This window comes from Rhodovulum sp. HP10 (genome assembly GCF_047553435.1).
Taxonomy (GTDB): domain Bacteria; phylum Pseudomonadota; class Alphaproteobacteria; order Rhodobacterales; family Rhodobacteraceae; genus Rhodovulum.
Map to the genome: position 1 here is coordinate 3878615 of NZ_CP180201.1, position 15997 is coordinate 3894611.

14 protein-coding genes and 1 riboswitch are annotated in these 15997 nt (G+C 66.2%); of the genes, 4 read left to right on the forward strand and 10 right to left on the reverse strand.

All coding sequences use genetic code 11. From position 1 onward, the window contains the following. Positions 1-981: 981 nt before the first annotated feature. Both ACK8CO_RS18190 and ACK8CO_RS18195 read right to left on the reverse strand, forming a co-directional pair. Positions 982-1230: a hypothetical protein gene (locus ACK8CO_RS18190; protein ID WP_414897554.1), complete on the reverse strand. Its 249-nt coding sequence runs from the start codon at positions 1228-1230 to the stop codon at positions 982-984. Between the two features lie 662 nt (positions 1231-1892). Continuing rightward, positions 1893-2204: an ETC complex I subunit gene (locus ACK8CO_RS18195; protein ID WP_080616550.1), complete on the reverse strand. Its 312-nt coding sequence runs from the start codon at positions 2202-2204 to the stop codon at positions 1893-1895. A 157-nt stretch (positions 2205-2361) separates the two neighbouring features. Here ACK8CO_RS18195 and uvrB point away from each other — a divergent pair, with 157 nt between their 5' ends. Together uvrB and ACK8CO_RS18205 are read left to right on the forward strand one after the other, a co-directional pair. After that, entirely contained in the window at positions 2362-4545 is a 2184-nt protein-coding gene (gene uvrB, locus ACK8CO_RS18200; RefSeq protein WP_414897555.1) for an excinuclease ABC subunit UvrB, read from the forward strand. Between the two features lie 101 nt (positions 4546-4646). Then, on the forward strand, positions 4647-5639 hold the full coding sequence (locus tag ACK8CO_RS18205; protein ID WP_414897556.1) for a PhzF family phenazine biosynthesis protein: 993 nt from the start codon (positions 4647-4649) through the stop codon (positions 5637-5639). Between the two features lie 8 nt (positions 5640-5647). On the opposite strand, the gene thiD is transcribed toward ACK8CO_RS18205, so the two are convergent. The 8 genes from thiD to ACK8CO_RS18245 all read right to left on the reverse strand — a co-directional run bounded on the left by thiD (position 5648) and on the right by ACK8CO_RS18245 (position 12856). Beyond that, positions 5648-6469, reverse strand: a complete 822-nt coding sequence (gene thiD / locus ACK8CO_RS18210; RefSeq protein WP_414897557.1) for a bifunctional hydroxymethylpyrimidine kinase/phosphomethylpyrimidine kinase — start codon at positions 6467-6469, stop codon at positions 5648-5650. After that, on the reverse strand, positions 6466-6915 hold the full coding sequence (locus ACK8CO_RS18215) for an NUDIX hydrolase (protein ID WP_414897558.1): 450 nt from the start codon (positions 6913-6915) through the stop codon (positions 6466-6468). Before ACK8CO_RS18215 ends, thiD begins: the two co-directional genes overlap by 4 nt. Positions 6916-6948: 33 nt before the next feature. Then, a riboswitch (TPP riboswitch) is annotated at positions 6949-7077 on the reverse strand. 1064 nt (positions 7078-8141) lie between these two features. Then, positions 8142-9314, reverse strand: a complete 1173-nt coding sequence (locus tag ACK8CO_RS18220; protein WP_414897559.1) for an NAD(P)/FAD-dependent oxidoreductase — start codon at positions 9312-9314, stop codon at positions 8142-8144. A 196-nt stretch (positions 9315-9510) separates the two neighbouring features. Beyond that, positions 9511-10137, reverse strand: a complete 627-nt coding sequence (locus ACK8CO_RS18225; protein WP_414897560.1) for a cytochrome b/b6 domain-containing protein — start codon at positions 10135-10137, stop codon at positions 9511-9513. A 20-nt stretch (positions 10138-10157) separates the two neighbouring features. Continuing rightward, complete coding sequence (locus ACK8CO_RS18230; protein ID WP_080616545.1) at positions 10158-10613, reverse strand: c-type cytochrome; 456 nt, start codon at positions 10611-10613, stop codon at positions 10158-10160. A 155-nt stretch (positions 10614-10768) separates the two neighbouring features. After that, positions 10769-11509 carry a gamma-glutamyl-gamma-aminobutyrate hydrolase family protein gene (locus ACK8CO_RS18235; protein ID WP_080616544.1) on the reverse strand — a complete coding sequence of 247 codons (741 nt, stop codon included), beginning with the start codon at positions 11507-11509 and terminating at the stop codon, positions 10769-10771. Next, positions 11479-12498, reverse strand: a complete 1020-nt coding sequence (locus ACK8CO_RS18240) for an amidoligase family protein (protein ID WP_414897561.1) — start codon at positions 12496-12498, stop codon at positions 11479-11481. Before ACK8CO_RS18240 ends, ACK8CO_RS18235 begins: the two co-directional genes overlap by 31 nt. A gap of 34 nt (positions 12499-12532) precedes the next feature. Continuing rightward, the gene (locus ACK8CO_RS18245; protein ID WP_080618015.1) at positions 12533-12856 is read right to left on the reverse strand and encodes a HesB/IscA family protein; all 324 of its coding nucleotides are present in this window, start codon (positions 12854-12856) and stop codon (positions 12533-12535) included. A gap of 87 nt (positions 12857-12943) precedes the next feature. Between ACK8CO_RS18245 and ACK8CO_RS18250 the strand changes: the two genes are divergently transcribed. Then, entirely contained in the window at positions 12944-14104 is a 1161-nt protein-coding gene (locus tag ACK8CO_RS18250; protein ID WP_414897562.1) for a deoxyguanosinetriphosphate triphosphohydrolase, read from the forward strand. 74 nt (positions 14105-14178) lie between these two features. Continuing rightward, positions 14179-15924, forward strand: a complete 1746-nt coding sequence (gene argS, locus ACK8CO_RS18255) for an arginine--tRNA ligase (RefSeq protein ID WP_414897563.1) — start codon at positions 14179-14181, stop codon at positions 15922-15924. The last annotated feature ends 73 nt before the right edge of the window (positions 15925-15997 follow it).

Consider the following 15997-nt stretch of genomic DNA (forward strand, 5'->3'; position numbering starts at 1 on the left):
TCGATCATCGGGAGGATAGAGATACCCTTATTTTGCAAAAGCCAGTCGCCGTCGCGCCGATATCTTTGCCGGATGAACGGTGGGAACTGATGGAGATAGAAACTTTCTGCGGCGTAATAAATGGTTTCGCGGGCCATTGGACCGACAACATCAAGAGGGTTCTCAACCTCAAGCAAGTTTGCGGGCAGCGCAGACTTGACGTCGATCATGACGCGGTCGTGAAGCTCCCGAAGAAGCCGGTCAGCCTCCGACATGAAAACCGAGGCGTCGCCGAGCACAGTATGTGTTCGATCAGACTCAGACTGGACTGCCAATCCCAGCAGGAGCATCAATTCCGGCTTGTTTAGGCGGGAAGTCGACCAACGGTGCTCCGGATCATCGACAACGGTCCGCTCTTGCGTGTCGATCGTATAGACCCAGTCGCGGAAAATGATCTCTGAGATACCGTGTACTGCTCCGTCTGACGTCGCAAGGCTACGCAAGTCTGCAAAGATCTCCGCAGAAGTACGCGGCTCTGGTTGAAAATCGGTCATTATCCGTTCCGCCATTGTCGGCCCCTGAATATCTCCGATTCTGGATCGGATCAGCACTCGCAACATAGCGAATTATAATATATTTGGCGTGCTCAGCCGCCGCGAAATCACACCATCCGCAAACTGCTTGAATGACAGTTCGTCCAGTTAAGCTGCGGTTGCCGCGTCGCGCTGCCGTCGGACAGCTTTCCTCCATCAGGGCCAGCACGCGTTCATCTGGCCGTGCGCTGCTTAAGATCCGGTTTCTCGGTCTCGCTGTGCCTGCCATGCTGCAGTGCAGTCAGACGGCTTTCCGCCGCTTCGAGCCAGGGCAGAGCATCATGCAGCGCCGGACGTGAGCGGTGACTATGCCCCCTTGAAGCAAACCATTCGCCCCCAAGAGCGATGACGCTTCGTGTCTTCAAATCTGGTGTTAAGCCCAGCTACCCTGGGAAGCCCCCTGACGGCGTCACTCAGGTCTGATCTCGCGCTGATGGCGAGCAAGAAGCGTGACCAGTCTTCTGCCGGAAATAACCTTCTGGCGCTTGAGGTGGATGAGGCCCCGTTCGACCGGGTCGAGGTCAACGTCGTCTCCACAGACGCGAGCAAGGGTATCGGCGTAGACATCTGTTGCCGTGACGGGCACCTGACAATTTCTCCGCCGCTGATATCGGGCTAGGATCGCAGCGACAGCTTGCGTGGGCTTCATGGTCTTCATCGGAGTTCCCACCGCTTCTAAGCGACCTCGTGTCCAGGGTCTCACCACCCACGCCAGCCCCACTGCGCCACTGCGCCATGCTCAGGCTCATACAGGGAGGGCACAACGGCCCTCCGCCGGATCCGCGACTTCATGCCACGAACCGCGCGCGCCCTCCATATGCAAAAGGCGCCGGAGCATCAGCCCCAGCGCCTCTATCACCGCCTTTCAGAGAGCAGCCCAGGGACAACAGGCGGTACGTTTCGCCCTTGACACCCCTTGCGCAGACTTATGCTTCCGTTTGCGCATTCATCTGCTTTCTCTGACTCCTCGCCAAAGCGATCGGCCTCTCAGTCCAGTGGCGTCAACAAGCGCAGGTTGCGCGCCGTCTAAGCGGACCCATCCGAGATCTTATGGCCGGTCCGAGCGCCTCACTGGACCGGCTGCCTGGAGGAATGACTAAAAAGCCGAGTGAAGGTGGGATGCATCCCAGCCCTTCGAAACAGACCTTGGCTGCCCCATGTGTCCTCTTCATCCGAATATTGACCCCGATCGATCCGAGACGGGTGCGATATCGACATATGGAGAAGGCGCCCAGCGGGCGCCCTATATCTTGCTCGATGCTTATCTTCGCGGGATCCTTGCCCCGATTTCGAGACAACTTTGCCCCGATTTACACAAATTCAGTGAGTCCAGGCGCCGCGGCGGGTGACGGAGAAATTCTCGGCATAGCCCATCGGGCGGATGTTCGGGGCGCGTTTCTTCGGGCGCAACACCACCGCGTCGATGCCGTGGCGGCGGGCGTAATCCTCGGCTGCTTCGCGGGTCTCGAACCGCAGCCGCACCTGCGACTGGGTGTCGTCCGAACTGGTCCAGCCCATCAGCGGATCAAGCTCGCGCGCACTTTGCGGGCCGAAATCCAGCACCCAGTGATGGGTCTTGGCCTGTCCCGACTGCATCGCGGTCCTGGCGGGCTGATAGATACGGGCGCGCATGGCTTGTCTCCGTTCCGGGGTCTGGCGTTGGTGATGTTATGGGGGCTTGCGACGCCGCGCGCAAGGGCCGCATACCGCAGGATACCGCCGCGCCCCCTTGAACGCGGCCTGTGGCGGGACAAGTCTGGGGCAGGAAAGCCTTCCGGGAATCGCCACCATGCCCCATACGACCGAGCCCCATGCGCCAGATGCCGCTGGCGCCATCCGCCCGCGCGAGAAGCTGGAAGGCGGCAAGCGCTTCGTGATGCATTCGGATTTCGCCCCTGCGGGCGATCAGCCGACCGCCATCGCCGAGCTGTCCGCCGGGGTCCGGCAGGGCGACCGCGACCAGGTGCTTCTGGGCGCGACCGGCACCGGCAAGACCTTCACCATGGCCAAGGTGATCGAGGAAACCCAGCGCCCGGCGATCATCCTCGCCCCCAACAAGACGCTGGCGGCGCAGCTTTACGGCGAGTTCAAGGGCTTCTTCCCCGAGAATGCCGTCGAGTATTTCGTCAGCTATTACGACTACTACCAGCCCGAGGCCTATGTGCCGCGCTCGGACACCTATATCGAGAAGGAAAGCCAGATCAACGAGCAGATCGACCGGATGCGCCACTCGGCCACCCGGGCGCTTCTGGAGCGCGACGATGTCATCATCGTGGCCTCGGTCTCCTGCATCTACGGTCTCGGCTCGCCCGAGCTCTACATGGCCATGACCCTCAATCTGGAGGCGGGCAAGACCTATGACCAGCGCCAGATCATGTCCGATCTGGTGCAGCAGCAATATCGCCGCAACGATGCCGCCTTCGACCGCGGGTCGTTCCGGGTGCGGGGCGACAGCCTTGAAATCTGGCCCGCCCACCTTGAGGATCGCGCCTGGAAGCTGTCGTTTTTCGGCGAGGAGCTGGAAAGCATCACCGAATTCGACCCGCTGACCGGCAAGAAGACGGACAGCTTCGACAAGGTCCGGGTCTACGCCAATTCCCACTATGTCACGCCCAAGCCGACGATCCGGCAGGCCATCACCGGGATCAGGAAAGAGCTGAAGCAGCGGCTGGCCCAGCTGACCGACGAGGGCAAGCTGCTCGAGGCGCAGCGGCTGGAACAGCGCACGCAGTTCGATCTCGAGATGCTGGAGGCCTCGGGCTTCTGCAACGGGATCGAGAACTATTCGCGTTACCTCACGGGGCGCGCGCCGGGCGAGCCGCCGCCGACGCTGTTCGAGTTCATTCCCGACAATGCCATCGTCTTCGCCGATGAATCCCACGTCTCGGTGCCGCAGATCGGCGGCATGTACCGGGGCGACTACCGGCGCAAGTTCACGCTGGCGGAACATGGCTTCCGGCTGCCTTCCTGCATGGACAACCGCCCGCTGAAATTCGAGGAATGGGACGCGATGCGGCCGCAATCGGTCTTCGTCTCGGCCACGCCCAGCGCCTGGGAGCTGGAACAGACCGGTGGCGTTTTCACCGAACAGGTGATCCGGCCGACCGGGCTTCTGGACCCCGTGGTCGAGATCCGGCCCGTCGAGATGCAGGTCGACGATCTGCTGGACGAGGTCAGGCGGGTCGCGGCCAAGGGCTTCCGCACGCTCTGCACCACGCTGACCAAGCGGATGGCCGAGGATCTGACCGAATACCTGCACGAACAGGGCATCCGGGTGCGCTACATGCATTCCGACATCGACACCATCGAGCGGATCGAGATCCTGCGCGACCTGCGCCTTGGCGCCTTCGACGTGCTGGTCGGCATCAACCTTCTGCGCGAGGGGCTCGATATTCCCGAATGCGGCCTCGTCGCGATCCTTGATGCCGACAAGGAAGGCTTCCTGCGCTCCGAGACCTCGCTGATCCAGACCATCGGCCGGGCGGCGCGGAATGCCGAGGGCCGGGTCATCATGTATGCCGACCGCATCACCGGCTCGATGGAACGGGCGCTGCGCGAGACCGAGCGGCGGCGCGAGAAGCAGATCGCCTATAACGAGGAACACGGCATCACGCCCGAGACGGTGAAGAAGAATGTCGAGGACATTCTGGCCGGGCTCTATCAGGGCGATACCGACATGTCCCGCGTCACCGCGACGGTCGAAAAGCCGATGCATGGCGGCAATCTCGAGGCCCATCTGGACGGGCTTCGGGCCAGCATGCGCAAGGCGGCCGAGAACCTCGAATTCGAGGAGGCGGCGCGGCTGCGCGACGAGATCAAGCGGCTCGAGGCGGTCGATCTGGCCATTGCCGACGACCCGCTGGCGCGGCAATCGGCCGTCGAAGAGGCGGTCGAGGCCTCGGCCCGGTCCAAGGGCCGCTCGACCGCGGGGCGCCCGGGGCAGCGGGGCGGAACGCGTCGCCGGCATTCGTGAGGTCCGGCACGCCGGGACGGCAGGCTCCAGAGGGCACCTGATGATCATGTATCAGGTCGATGCCTTCGCCGACGAGGTCTTGTCCGGAAAACCCGGCGGCCGTGCTGTTCTTGCCGGACTGGTTGGACGAGGCGCTGATGCAGGCGATCGCGCGCGAGAACAATCTGGCCGAGACCGCCTTTGCGGTCGGCCGCGCCGAAGGCGGCTGGGAGCTGAGATGGTTCACACCAACGCAGGCGGTCGATTTCTGCGGCCATGCCACGCTTGCGACCGCGCATGTGCTGATCGCCCATGAGGGCCAGGCGCCGCCCCCGAGCTTTCACACCCGGAGCGGCGTTCTGCATGTAAGCGCGGACCCGTCCGGCTATCGCCTCGATCTGCCCCGTCTCGATCCGGAGCCGCTGGAGGCATTGCCCGCAGAGATCGCGCCACAGCTCGCCGACGGGGCGATTGCGGTCTTCCGGACTTTCGAGAACATCTTCGTGGAGCTCGAGGGGGCGGACCGGGTTCGCGACTTCGTTCCCGATCTGGCGGCGATTGCCGGGCTCGGGCCGGTCGGTCTGGTGATCACCGCGCGCGAAAGGTCGGGAGGCCGCGCCGATTTCGTGTCGCGCTGTTTCGTTCCGGGGGCCGGTATTCCCGAAGATCCGGTTACCGGCTCCATTCATGCCACCCTAATGCCCTATTGGGCGGACTGGCTGGGCCGAACCAGACTGACGGCCTGTCAGGCCTCGGCGCGTGGCGGATGGCTGGGTTGCGAACTGGCCGGGAGCCGCGTGATGGCAGGCGGGGCCTGCCGTCACCTTCATGAAGGCCGAGATCTCCCTTCCCGGGGCCGAGCGCTTCGGCGCGTGACCGGGGCGGGCAGGGCGGGCGTCTTTCTGCCGGGGGCGTTTCCTTGTGGCAAGGCGCAAACACGTTCCGTTCGCCCGGCGAGGGTCGGATCACAGGCTCCTGACGCGCACGATCACCCCCGCCCGGCCTGTAGAGGTTGGTCGGGCCGGGCCCGGACCGGTCCGTGCCTCTACAGCCGAACCGCCGGAGCCGGTCGTCCGCGCCCCGTCCGCGCCTTCCCCGCCCGGCGGAACGCCTGAAGGCCGCCTCAGATGGCAGGCGGCCGGTGATCGGACCAGAGCGCATGGAAGTGATGCACCGGCCCGTGGCCATGGCCGACATCGAGGGCCTCGCTCGCCGCCAGCGCGTCGTGAAGATATGTCTTGGCCGTGCCCACGGCCTCGACCATGTCGCGGCCGGGCAAGAGCGCGGCAATCGCCGAGGACAGCGTGCAGCCGGTGCCATGGTCATTCGTCGTGACCAGGCGCGGGGCGGCGAAGCGGGTGATGCCCTCGGGGCCCGCCAGCAGGTCGGTGCTTTCGGTGCTGTCTGCGAGATGGCCGCCCTTGAGCAGCACCCATTCCGGCCCCATGGCCAGCAGGTCGGGCAGGGCGGCCTGCATGGCCTCTGCCGTCCAGTCGTCTTCGCGTCCGAGCAGCACCGCCGCCTCGGGCAGGTTCGGGGTCACGATCCTGGCCAGCGGCAGGAGCCGCTCGCGCACCGCCGCGACCGCCTCGGGCGCAAGCAGCGCGTGACCGCTCTTGGCCACCATGACCGGGTCGAGCACGATATTCCCGACCGCGTGATGGCTCAGCCGGTCCGCCACGGCTTCGGCGATCGCGGCATTCGCGATCATGCCGATCTTGACCGCGTCGATGCGTACATCGTCGAGCACGGCGTCGATCTGCTCGGCCACGAAGCCCGGATCGAGCGCGACGAAGGATCTCACGCCCTGGGTGTTCTGCGCGACGACGGCAGTGATGGCAGAGCAGGAATAGGCGCCAAGTGCCGAGAAAGTCTTGATATCTGCCTGGATGCCGGCGCCTCCGGACGGATCGGTGCCGGCGATTGTGAGGATATTGGCGATCATGATTGCATCTCCTGCATCAACATGGCGGCCTGCGCCGCGACCTCGGCGACATCGAGGCTCAGCGCAAGCTCGGTATCGGCAAATGTGTCCAGGTCGACCCAGCGCGCCTCGAGCGCATCGTCGCCCGCGACAGGCTCGCCGGCCGTCCAGCGGCACAACAGGGCGATCAGGATGAAATGGCTGCGCAGGGCGCCCGAGGCGTCGCGATCGAAGGCATCCAGCGCGGTGAGGACGCGCAGCGGTTCGGCACGAATGCCGGTCTCTTCGGCCAGCTCCCGCAGGGCCGCCTCCGTCACGGTCTCGCCGCGGTCGATTTTTCCGCCGGGAAAGCCCCAGCGGCCGGCATCGGGCGGATTGGCCCGGCGGACCAGAAGGACCTGCCTGGCGCGGATCACCACCGCGATGGCCGCGGGGATGGGGCGTTCGGGGATGCTGTGGAAGGGCAAGGCCGCCTCATATGCTGCGGCCGGCAAGGGCAAGAGAGCGTTTCTGTCCTGTCCCTTCGCCGGCATGATCCGGATCAGGTTCGAAGGGTCACTGCGCTGCGCCGGGCCATGGCCGTGCCTGCAGACTCTCAGCCCCATGCCGGGGCTCCCCTAGGTGTCGGCGAGACTATCAGGATAAGCGGCGAGTTCAACGCGTCTGTTGCGATGCGCGCGCCGTTCCCGGGCCTTTTCTCTCGGCGGGGCCTTCGCCGACAGAGGGCTGCGCAACGGGCCCGCGTGGTCAGGTACGGATCACATTCAGTGAATTATAAATATTAAATATCAGATATATGTAGTCGCATATTAATGTCTTGAGTTAACATGATGCCGGTCGGTGTGTCCGGGCGGGATGGAGCCGTTTTTGCCGGGACTGCCGACCGATGGGGCTGTCCTGCGACTGTCCTGTGACTGGCCGGCGAGCCTCCGTGCAATTCGTTTCGCCGCCATGCGATCAGGCGGTCCATGGCGGCGTAAGTCGAGCCTCTGGTTCCGCTCAAGACGGAAATCTCATCGGTCCTGTCGACCGTGAGGCCGCAGGCGGGCGTCGGCTCGGTATCGTCGATCAGGCTGCTGAGCGTTCTTTTCCAGCCGAGCGCGCGGCGTGCCGACGACCCTGCAGCGCGGTCTCGACGCGCTGTTGCCGGTGATCGCCCTGCCTTTTCTGGAAGGAGCCTCCATGTGCTCGTCGCGGTCATTCCCCGGTGCCACCGCCGGGATGGATGGGGGCCGATCTCGAGGGCGTTGAGCCTCGCCCCCGCGCGCGTCCGGGCGGAAGGGGCGCATCCGGCGGTGCCTCCTTGGCTGGGGCGGGGTGGGGCCGGGATGTCTGATGTCGGTCCGGCCGGGGTTGGACGCGCGCGGCAGGGCCCTGCTGACGGGGCTGTTCGACAAAGATACCGTGTCTTCGCCCTGGCCCCATGCGTCTTGGTGCCGGACGTGCCGCCCAATCTCGTTGACCTTCCGGGCCTCGTCCCACACGGCTGCGGCGCGCTTTTCGCGTCGCGACGACCGCCCGGTTCTGCCGGTGATGCGCGGGCGCCGCGCCGCGCCGCGCTCTGCCCCGGCGCCTTTGAAGGCCAGAGGTGTGTGAAAGGCATGAGAGGAAAGGCCAGGGGCGGTTTTGCGGGTCGGCCTGCCTGTCATGACCGCCGGGGGCGGGAGTGGCGGTGCCCCGGCAAGGGACGCGGTCAGTTCCGGCGCCGCTCGGCAATCGCCATGCCCGCCGCCCGGCCCGAGGACCAGGCCCATTGGAAATTGTAGCCGCCAAGCCAGCCGGTGACATCGACCGCCTCGCCGATCACATGCAGGCCGGGCACGGCCTTCGCTTCCATCGTGCGCGAGGACAGCGCTTCGGTCGAGATCCCGCCCGCCGTGACCTCTGCCTTGGCATAGCCCTCGGTGCCGGTGGGGTGGAATGTCAGCCGGGTAAGCGGGGCTGCCGCGCGCTCCAGATCGGCGTCCGAACAGTTCGCAAGCTGTTTCTCCAGGCCGATCTGAGTGGCCAGAAGCTCGGCCAGACGGTTCGGAAGCTGCTCGCTCAGGGCGGCGCGCAGCCGGGCACGCGGCATCTGCCGCCGCGCCTCGCGCAGCATGTCGAGGGCGTTCTCGATCAGCGTCAGTTCGACCGCTGCGCCGGGGGTCCAGTAGGACGAGACCTGCAGGATCGCGGGACCCGACAGCCCGCGATGGGTGAACAGCGCGGCTTCTCGGAAGCTGGCCGACCCGACCCGCGCGATCACCGGGCAGGACAGGCCGGCAATGGCCCGGAAGGCCGCGTCGTGCGGGCCCAGCGTCAGCGGAACCAGCGCGGGGCGCGGCGGCACGACGGCAAGCCCGAAGCGCTCGGCGATCTGGTAGGCAAGGCCGGTCGCGCCCATCTTCGGGATCGAGGGGCCGCCGGTCGCGATGACGAGGTTCGCGGCGCTGGCGCCAGCCGCCCGGTAGCGTCCGTCGCCATGGCCGATCTCGCCGATCTTCGTCCCGAGCCGGATATCGACACCGCCCCGGGCGCATTCGTCGAGCAACATGGCCAGGATCTGCCGGGAGGAGCCGTCGCAGAACAGCTGTCCCAGCGTCTTTTCATGCCAGGCGATGCCATGGCGTTCGACCAAAGCGAGGAAATCCCACTGGGTATAGCGGGCGAGGGCGGATTTCGGGAAATGCGGGTTCCCGGACAGAAAGCACGCCGCCTCGGCGCCGGTATTTGTGAAGTTGCAGCGGCCGCCGCCGGAAATCAGGATCTTTTTCCCGGCCTTGTCGGCATGGTCGAGTACAAGCACCCGCGCTCCGGCCTGTCCGGCCGTTGCCGCGGCCATCAGCCCGGCCGCTCCGGCGCCCAGCACGATCGCATCATAATCCATGCACGCCCTCTACGCCGACGGACATCCCGGCAAAAGGGGCCATCGCATCTGCCGAAGGTTTCGGGAGAGCTCGGAGCTTGGCGGAAAGGCCCTTTTCCTCACCGGGGAGGGGCCGTCTGCCAGAGCCCGCGCCTTTCGGCGGCTCTGGCGGGAAACGGGGCGCGGCCTGAGCAGGCCAGGTCGCGCCCGCGCGCGTTCAGGGTTTCTTGCGGACGGTTTTCCGGCCGGTGATCATCGGCTTGACGAGGTTCTCGCCCTTCCACTTGCTGTAGAAGAGGATGGCCGCGACATGCAGCCCGACCAGCCCCAGCACCACCCAGCCAAGCTGGACATGGAAACTGAGCGCCGCGCGGGTGGTCTCGGAGCCCACATATTTCGCCAGCGGCCCGACATTGATGTAATCGTCGGGGTCGACGAACAGGCCCGATCCTGCCTGAAGCAGCAGCACCGCCAGCAGCACGAAGACGAAAAGCCCGCCCAGCGGGTTATGCCCGGGCCAGTAGGACGGCTTCCTGCTGAACATCCCGAAGACGTATTTCACGATTGCGACCGGGCCATAGGCGAAGCTTGCGAACCGGGCATGCTCGGGGCCCCAGAGGCCCCAGAGCAGCCGGAAGGCCAGAAGGCCGAGCACCGTGTAACCGAACCAGAAATGCAGGGTCATGACATCGGGCCCGAACATGCCCAGCCCCCAGGCCGCCACGACCGAAATCGTCAGCGCCCATTTGAACAGGCGCAGGAACGGGTCCCAGATCGGAACGGTCTGCAGCGTCTCGGCACCCGGACGGGCGCCGCCGGCCTCCTCGATGCGCGTATCCTTCATCGCTCCATCCTCGCTTTTGCTCAGTGCTTGGCGCGGTAGTTGTCGTGGCAGCCCTTGCACGAGCCGCCGACCTGCTGGATGCCCTTGGCCAGCTCGCCCTTGTCGAGCCCGGCGACCTCCTGCAGGTTTTCGACCGCCTTCACGAAGGCCATGCCTTTTTCCTGCACGCCGCCCATGTCGCTCCAGATCTTGGGCAGGGCAGCGGTCTTGCCGGGCATGTCCTCGGACGAGGTTCCGGGCATGTACAGATGGCCGATATTGTATTTGGTGAGGGTCAGAAGGTTGTCGGCCGCGGTTTGCGCCTTGGCCCCGTCATACTCGGTTTCGCCTTTGACCATCGACACGAGGGTGCCCATGTTGGCGCCGAGCAGGGAATAGTAGCCTTGGCGGGCCTCGACGACGTCATCCTTCACGTCGGCAGCCGAAGCCGCCAGCGGCAGCGCGGCGAGAGCGGCGGTCAGAAGAACTTTACGCATTACAGGTCTCCGTCCTGGGTTTGCAGGTTTTGGCTCAGGTTCGCGCGTGTTTCCGTAACGTGGGGGTCGCGGTTTTCCGTCGCCAAGTCCATGGCATTTTTCACAGAGGACCTGTGCCCCGATCGGGGGTTGCGCTGCGTTCTTCTGAACATATCTTAAAGAGTCGTCTTTTCCAGCATGGCGTCGATGGCGCGCAGCTGTCCATGCGCGCGCCGCCCGGCGGCTGCGGCGGCGACCAGCGCGGCGAAGATCGCGCGCTGGCGCCGGGCATAGAACAGATGCTCGGGATGCCATTGCACCCCCAGCGCAAAGGGATCGCGGCGACGCTCGACCGCCTGCACCATACCGCCCCGGTCGCGGGCGGCAACCTCGAGATCGGAACCGAGCCGGGCCACCGCCTGGGAATGCAGCGCATTGACCCGCATCGGATCCGGACCGGCGATCTCGGCCAGCCGGGTGCCGGGGCAGACCGTCACCGCCTTGCGCGGCAGGATGGTCCAGACCCGTTTCGAGGCGGTATAGGTGCCATAGGCGTCCTGATCGAGCGTGCCGCCAAGCGCCACGTTCAGCATCTGCGCACCGCGGCAGATGCCCAGCACCGGCTTGCCGCGGGCGATGGCGGCCTCGACGAGGCGGCGCTCCAGCGCGTCGCGCGCGGGATCGAGCCGGGCCGAGGTCACCAGCTGCATGCCGTAGAGATCGGGCGAGATGTCGTCGCCGCCGCCGATGATCAGCCCGTCGACCCCGTCGATATCGGCGCTGCGCCCGGTGCCCCAGCGCACGCCGCGCCCGCCCGCAAGCCAGAGGCTGAACGCCACCAGCGGAAAGACCCGCCAGCCCGAGCGGGCCGAGGTCGTCACCGCGATCAGGGGCCGGTCTTGCCGTCTTTGCCACATGAGCCGTCCCAGAGTTCCAGTTTGCACAGAACCCGGTCGAGATGCGCGAACCAGTCCGACCGGGTGGTGGTCAGCGCGGCGCGGTACTCGAGCCAGTCCGCGGCCAGCTCTTCCAGCGCGGCGGTATCGGCGGCTAGCCGCTCGACCATGACCCAGCGGTTCCATTCATAGGCCAGCCGCCAGCCCGGTTCGTCGATGCGGCAGTCGGGCAGGCGGTAATGGAAGGTGGGCCTGGCGCCGATCGCGGCCGCGCCCGGCCCGAGCGCCTGCGCCACCCGGTCCTGCGCCAGATGCGCAAGGCAGGGCAGCATGTCGAGCCCGCGATTGCGGGTCGGGGTCTCGCCCAGATAGGCGTCGAGCAAGGCCTCCAGTGTCCAGTCTCCCCCGGCGGCGGCCAGCCGGTCGACGAAGCTGCGCGGATAGGGATCGACGAAGGGCAGGACCCGCCGCGACGGATCGATGGGATCGGCCTTCCGGAGCCAGTCCTCGATCAGCGCGAAGGCGCGGATCACGGGCAGCAGATCGGCCGCGTCCTGCCCCGGGATCTCGGGGTTGAGATGCAGCCCGAAGCCCAGAAAGACGCCTTCGCGGCTGCCCCGGGCCCCGGCGGCGCGCAGCGCCCCGCGCAGGCGCTCGGCCTCGGGCAGTTGATCGGGACGCAGCGGCGGGGTTACCACCTCGACCGGCACCACGGCGCGGCCGAGCTGCAGTCCCAGATCGGTCAGGGCGCTGCCGGCCTTGTCGCGGAAGGAGGTGTCGAGGCAGATCGAGACCCGGCCGAGACCGGGCGTCTCGACCTCGAAATCATGGGCGGCGATCTCGCGGGGCGTACCGCCCAGCGTCCGGGCCACGACATCGGCGGCCTCTGCCTCCGTCAGCTCGCCGAATTCGATCTCTATCCCCGCGCGGCGCCTCTCGCCCGCGCGGGTTTCACGTGGGCAGAGCGGCAGGAACCGGTCGCGCGGCACGAGCTGGGTGATGCCGTCCATATCCGCCTTTCGGGGCCTCCGGCGCGGCCGGAGGTCAGATCGAGAACGAGGTGCCGCAGCCGCAGGAGCTGGTGGCGTTCGGATTGTCTATAACGAATTTGGCGCCGATCAGTTCCTTGCTGAAGTCGATGGTCGCGTTTTGCAGGAAGGGCAGCGAGACCGAATCGACCACCACCTTCTCGCCCGCGCCTTCCAGCACGAGATCGTCCTCGGCGGGGTCGTCCAGCGTGATCGCGTACTGAAATCCCGAACAGCCGCCCCCCTCGACGGCGACCCTGAGCGCCTTGCCCTGTTTCGCGGCGCCGATTTCGGACAGGCGCGCATAGGCGCGCTCGGTGACTCTGGGCGGAAGCGTCAGGTCCATCTTAAGCGAAATCCCTCATGTCAATTCCGGTCCCCCTTGAATATATGGGCAGATGTGACGGGAACAAGCGACGGAGCGGCAATGCTGGCGCCTTATGCATGCAAACCTTCGGAAAGCCGCGGGCGGCTCTACCCCGAGCAGGAAAGCGCCTTCCGGTCCTGTTTCCAGCGCGACCGCGACCGGATCATCCATTGTTCCGCCTTCCGGCGGCTGATGCACAAGACCCAGGTCTTCGTCGTCCATGAGGGCGACAGCTTCCGCACCCGGCTGACCCATACGATCGAGGTCGGGCAGGTGGCGCGGACCATGGCCAATGCGCTGGGGCTGAACGTGGAACTGGCCGAGGCGGTGGCGCTCGCGCATGATCTGGGCCATACGCCTTTCGGCCATACCGGCGAGGATGCGCTGGCCGAGCTGATGGCGCCTTTCGGCGGCTTCGATCACAATGCCCAGGCGATCCGGATCGTCACCCGGCTGGAGCGGCATTACGCCGATTTCGACGGGCTGAACCTGACCTGGGAGACGCTGGAGGGCATCGCCAAGCATAACGGCCCGGTGCCGCGCCCGCTGCCCTATGCGCTGGCCGAGTACGATGCCCGCCACGATCTGGAACTGCACACCCATGCCGGCGCCGAGGCCCAGGTCGCGGCCATTGCCGACGATGTTGCCTACAACAATCACGACCTGCATGACGGGCTTCGGGCCGGGCTCTTCACCGAGGCCGAGCTGGCCGAACTGCCGCTGCTGGGCGCCTGCTTTGCCGAGGTCGATGCGGTCGCGCCCGGGATCGACGCCAAGCGCCGCCGCCACGAGGCGCTCCGGCGTTTCTTCGGGGTGATGGTCAGCGATGTCATCGACGGCGCCCGCGTCGCGCTGGCCGAGGCGGCCCCGTCGAGCGCGGCCGGGATCCGCGCGCTGGGCCGCCCGGTGATCGGTTTCTCGCCCGCGCTTTACGACGGCCTGCGCGAGATCCGCTCTTTCCTGTTCCATCGCATGTATCGCGCGCCCTCGGTGGTGAAGATGCGCACCGAGGTGACGGAAATCGTGCGCGAGCTCTTCCCGCTCTATCTGGCTCATCCCGAATACCTGCCCGCGAAGTGGCGCGAGGATGTCGCCGCGGCCGAGGGCGAGACCGCGCTGGCCAGGATCGTGGCCGATTACATCGCGGGCATGACCGACCGCTTCGCGATGGAGGAACATGCCCGGCTGACCGGTGCCGCCCTGCCTGCACGCCGGGTCTGATCGCGGGCGGCCCCACGCCCGTTGACCCCGCGCGCCGCCATGATAAACCGCAGGCCAGCCGAAAGGGACCGACCATGAACCTCTTCAACGATCTGCGCGCGCTGGTGATCGACTGTCTCGACGCGATGGTGGCCGAGGGCGCGCTGCCTGCGGGCCTCGATCTCTCGAATGTCGCCGTCGAGCCGCCGCGCGATGCCGCCCATGGCGACATGGCCACCAATGCCGCGATGGTGCTGGCCAGGCCTGCCGGGCGGAAGCCGCGCGACATCGCCGAGGCGCTGGCCGCCCGGCTGGCCGCCGATCCGCGCATCGCCAGTGCCGAAGTGGCGGGCCCCGGTTTCCTGAACCTGCGGCTTGCGCCCGCGGTCTGGCAGGGGCTGGTGGCGAAGGTGCTGGGGCAGGGGGCCGATTTCGGCCGCTCGGCCCTCGGCGCCGGGCAGAAGGTCAATATCGAATTCGTCTCGGCCAACCCGACGGGGCCGATGCATGTGGGCCATGTCCGCGGTGCGGTGGTGGGCGATGCGCTGGCCAGCCTGCTGGATTTTGCCGGCTGGGACGTGACGCGCGAATATTACATCAACGATGGGGGCGCGCAGGTCGATGTGCTGGCGCGCTCGGCCTATGAGCGCTACCGCGAGGCCAACGGGCTCGAGCCCGAGATCCGCGAGGGGCTTTACCCGGGCGATTACCTGATCCCCGTCGGCGCGGCGCTGAAGGAGAAATACGGCGACAGCCTTCTGGACAAGGGCGAAGAGGACTGGCTGGCCGATATCCGCGTTTTTGCCACCGAGATGATGATGCAGATGATCCGCGAGGATCTGGCGGCGCTTGGCGTCACGATGGACGTCTTCTCGTCGGAAAAGGCGCTTTACGGCACCGGCAAGATCGAGGCGGCGCTGGACCGGCTGAAAGGCATGGGGCTGATCTACGAGGGCGTGCTCGAACCGCCGAAGGGCAAGACCCCGGACGACTGGGAACCGCGCGAGCAGACCCTGTTCCGCTCGACCGCGCATGGCGACGACGTCGACCGGCCGGTGATGAAGTCGGACGGGTCCTGGACCTATTTCGCCCCCGACATCGCCTATCACTATGACAAGGTGGGGCGCGGCTTCGACCAGCTGATCGATATTCTCGGCGCCGATCATGGCGGCTATGTCAAGCGGATGAAGGCCGCCGTCGCGGCGCTGTCCGAGGGCCGGGTGCCGCTCGACATCAAGCTGATCCAGCTGGTGAAGCTCTGGAAGAACGGCGAGCCCTTCAAGATGTCGAAACGCGCGGGAACCTATGTGACGCTGCGCGACGTGGTCGAGCAGGTCGGCCGCGACGTGACCCGTTTTGTCATGCTGACCCGCAAGAATGACGCGCCTCTGGATTTCGATTTCGACAAGGTTCTGGAGCAGTCGAAGGACAACCCGGTCTTCTATGTGCAATATGCCCATGCCCGCGTCTGTTCGGTGCTGCGCAAGGCCGCCGAGGCGGGCATTGCCGCCGATGATGCGACGCTGGCTGCGGCCGATCTGACGAAGCTCGACCACGAGGCCGAGATCGCGGTGGCGAAGAAGCTCGCGGAATGGCCGCGCCTGATCGAGATCGCGGCCCGCACCAACGAGCCGCACCGGGTCGCCTTCTATCTTTACGAACTGGCCTCCGAGCTGCACGCGCTCTGGAACCGCGGCAACGAATTGCCCGAATTGCGCTTCCTGCAGGAGGGCGACACGGCCACAAGTCAGGCCAAAATCGCCCTGGCCCGGTCCGTGGCCGTTGTCATTTCCGCCGGTCTTGGTATTCTCGGCGTCACTCCGGTCGATGAAATGCGCTGAAAAACAAGGCGCAATCAGGCCAGAGCGGCACAGGCAAGAACCATACCGGGCGATTTCGCACGCCCGGAAACGA

Bases quoted from the DNA above. Each gene is read 5' to 3' on its own strand.
- ACK8CO_RS18190 (WP_414897554.1), bottom strand. From the start codon at position 1,230: ATGAAGACCATGAAGCCCACGCAAGCTGTCGCTGCGATCCTAGCCCGA.
- ACK8CO_RS18195 (WP_080616550.1), bottom strand. From the start codon at position 2,204: ATGCGCGCCCGTATCTATCAGCCCGCCAGGACCGCGATGCAGTCGGGA.
- uvrB (WP_414897555.1), top strand. From the start codon at position 2,362: ATGCCCCATACGACCGAGCCCCATGCGCCAGATGCCGCTGGCGCCATC.
- thiD (WP_414897557.1), bottom strand. From the start codon at position 6,469: ATGATCGCCAATATCCTCACAATCGCCGGCACCGATCCGTCCGGAGGC.
- ACK8CO_RS18220 (WP_414897559.1), bottom strand. From the start codon at position 9,314: ATGGATTATGATGCGATCGTGCTGGGCGCCGGAGCGGCCGGGCTGATG.
- ACK8CO_RS18225 (WP_414897560.1), bottom strand. From the start codon at position 10,137: ATGAAGGATACGCGCATCGAGGAGGCCGGCGGCGCCCGTCCGGGTGCC.
- ACK8CO_RS18230 (WP_080616545.1), bottom strand. From the start codon at position 10,613: ATGCGTAAAGTTCTTCTGACCGCCGCTCTCGCCGCGCTGCCGCTGGCG.
- ACK8CO_RS18235 (WP_080616544.1), bottom strand. From the start codon at position 11,509: ATGTGGCAAAGACGGCAAGACCGGCCCCTGATCGCGGTGACGACCTCG.
- ACK8CO_RS18240 (WP_414897561.1), bottom strand. From the start codon at position 12,498: ATGGACGGCATCACCCAGCTCGTGCCGCGCGACCGGTTCCTGCCGCTC.
- ACK8CO_RS18250 (WP_414897562.1), top strand. From the start codon at position 12,944: ATGCTGGCGCCTTATGCATGCAAACCTTCGGAAAGCCGCGGGCGGCTC.
- argS (WP_414897563.1), top strand. From the start codon at position 14,179: ATGAACCTCTTCAACGATCTGCGCGCGCTGGTGATCGACTGTCTCGAC.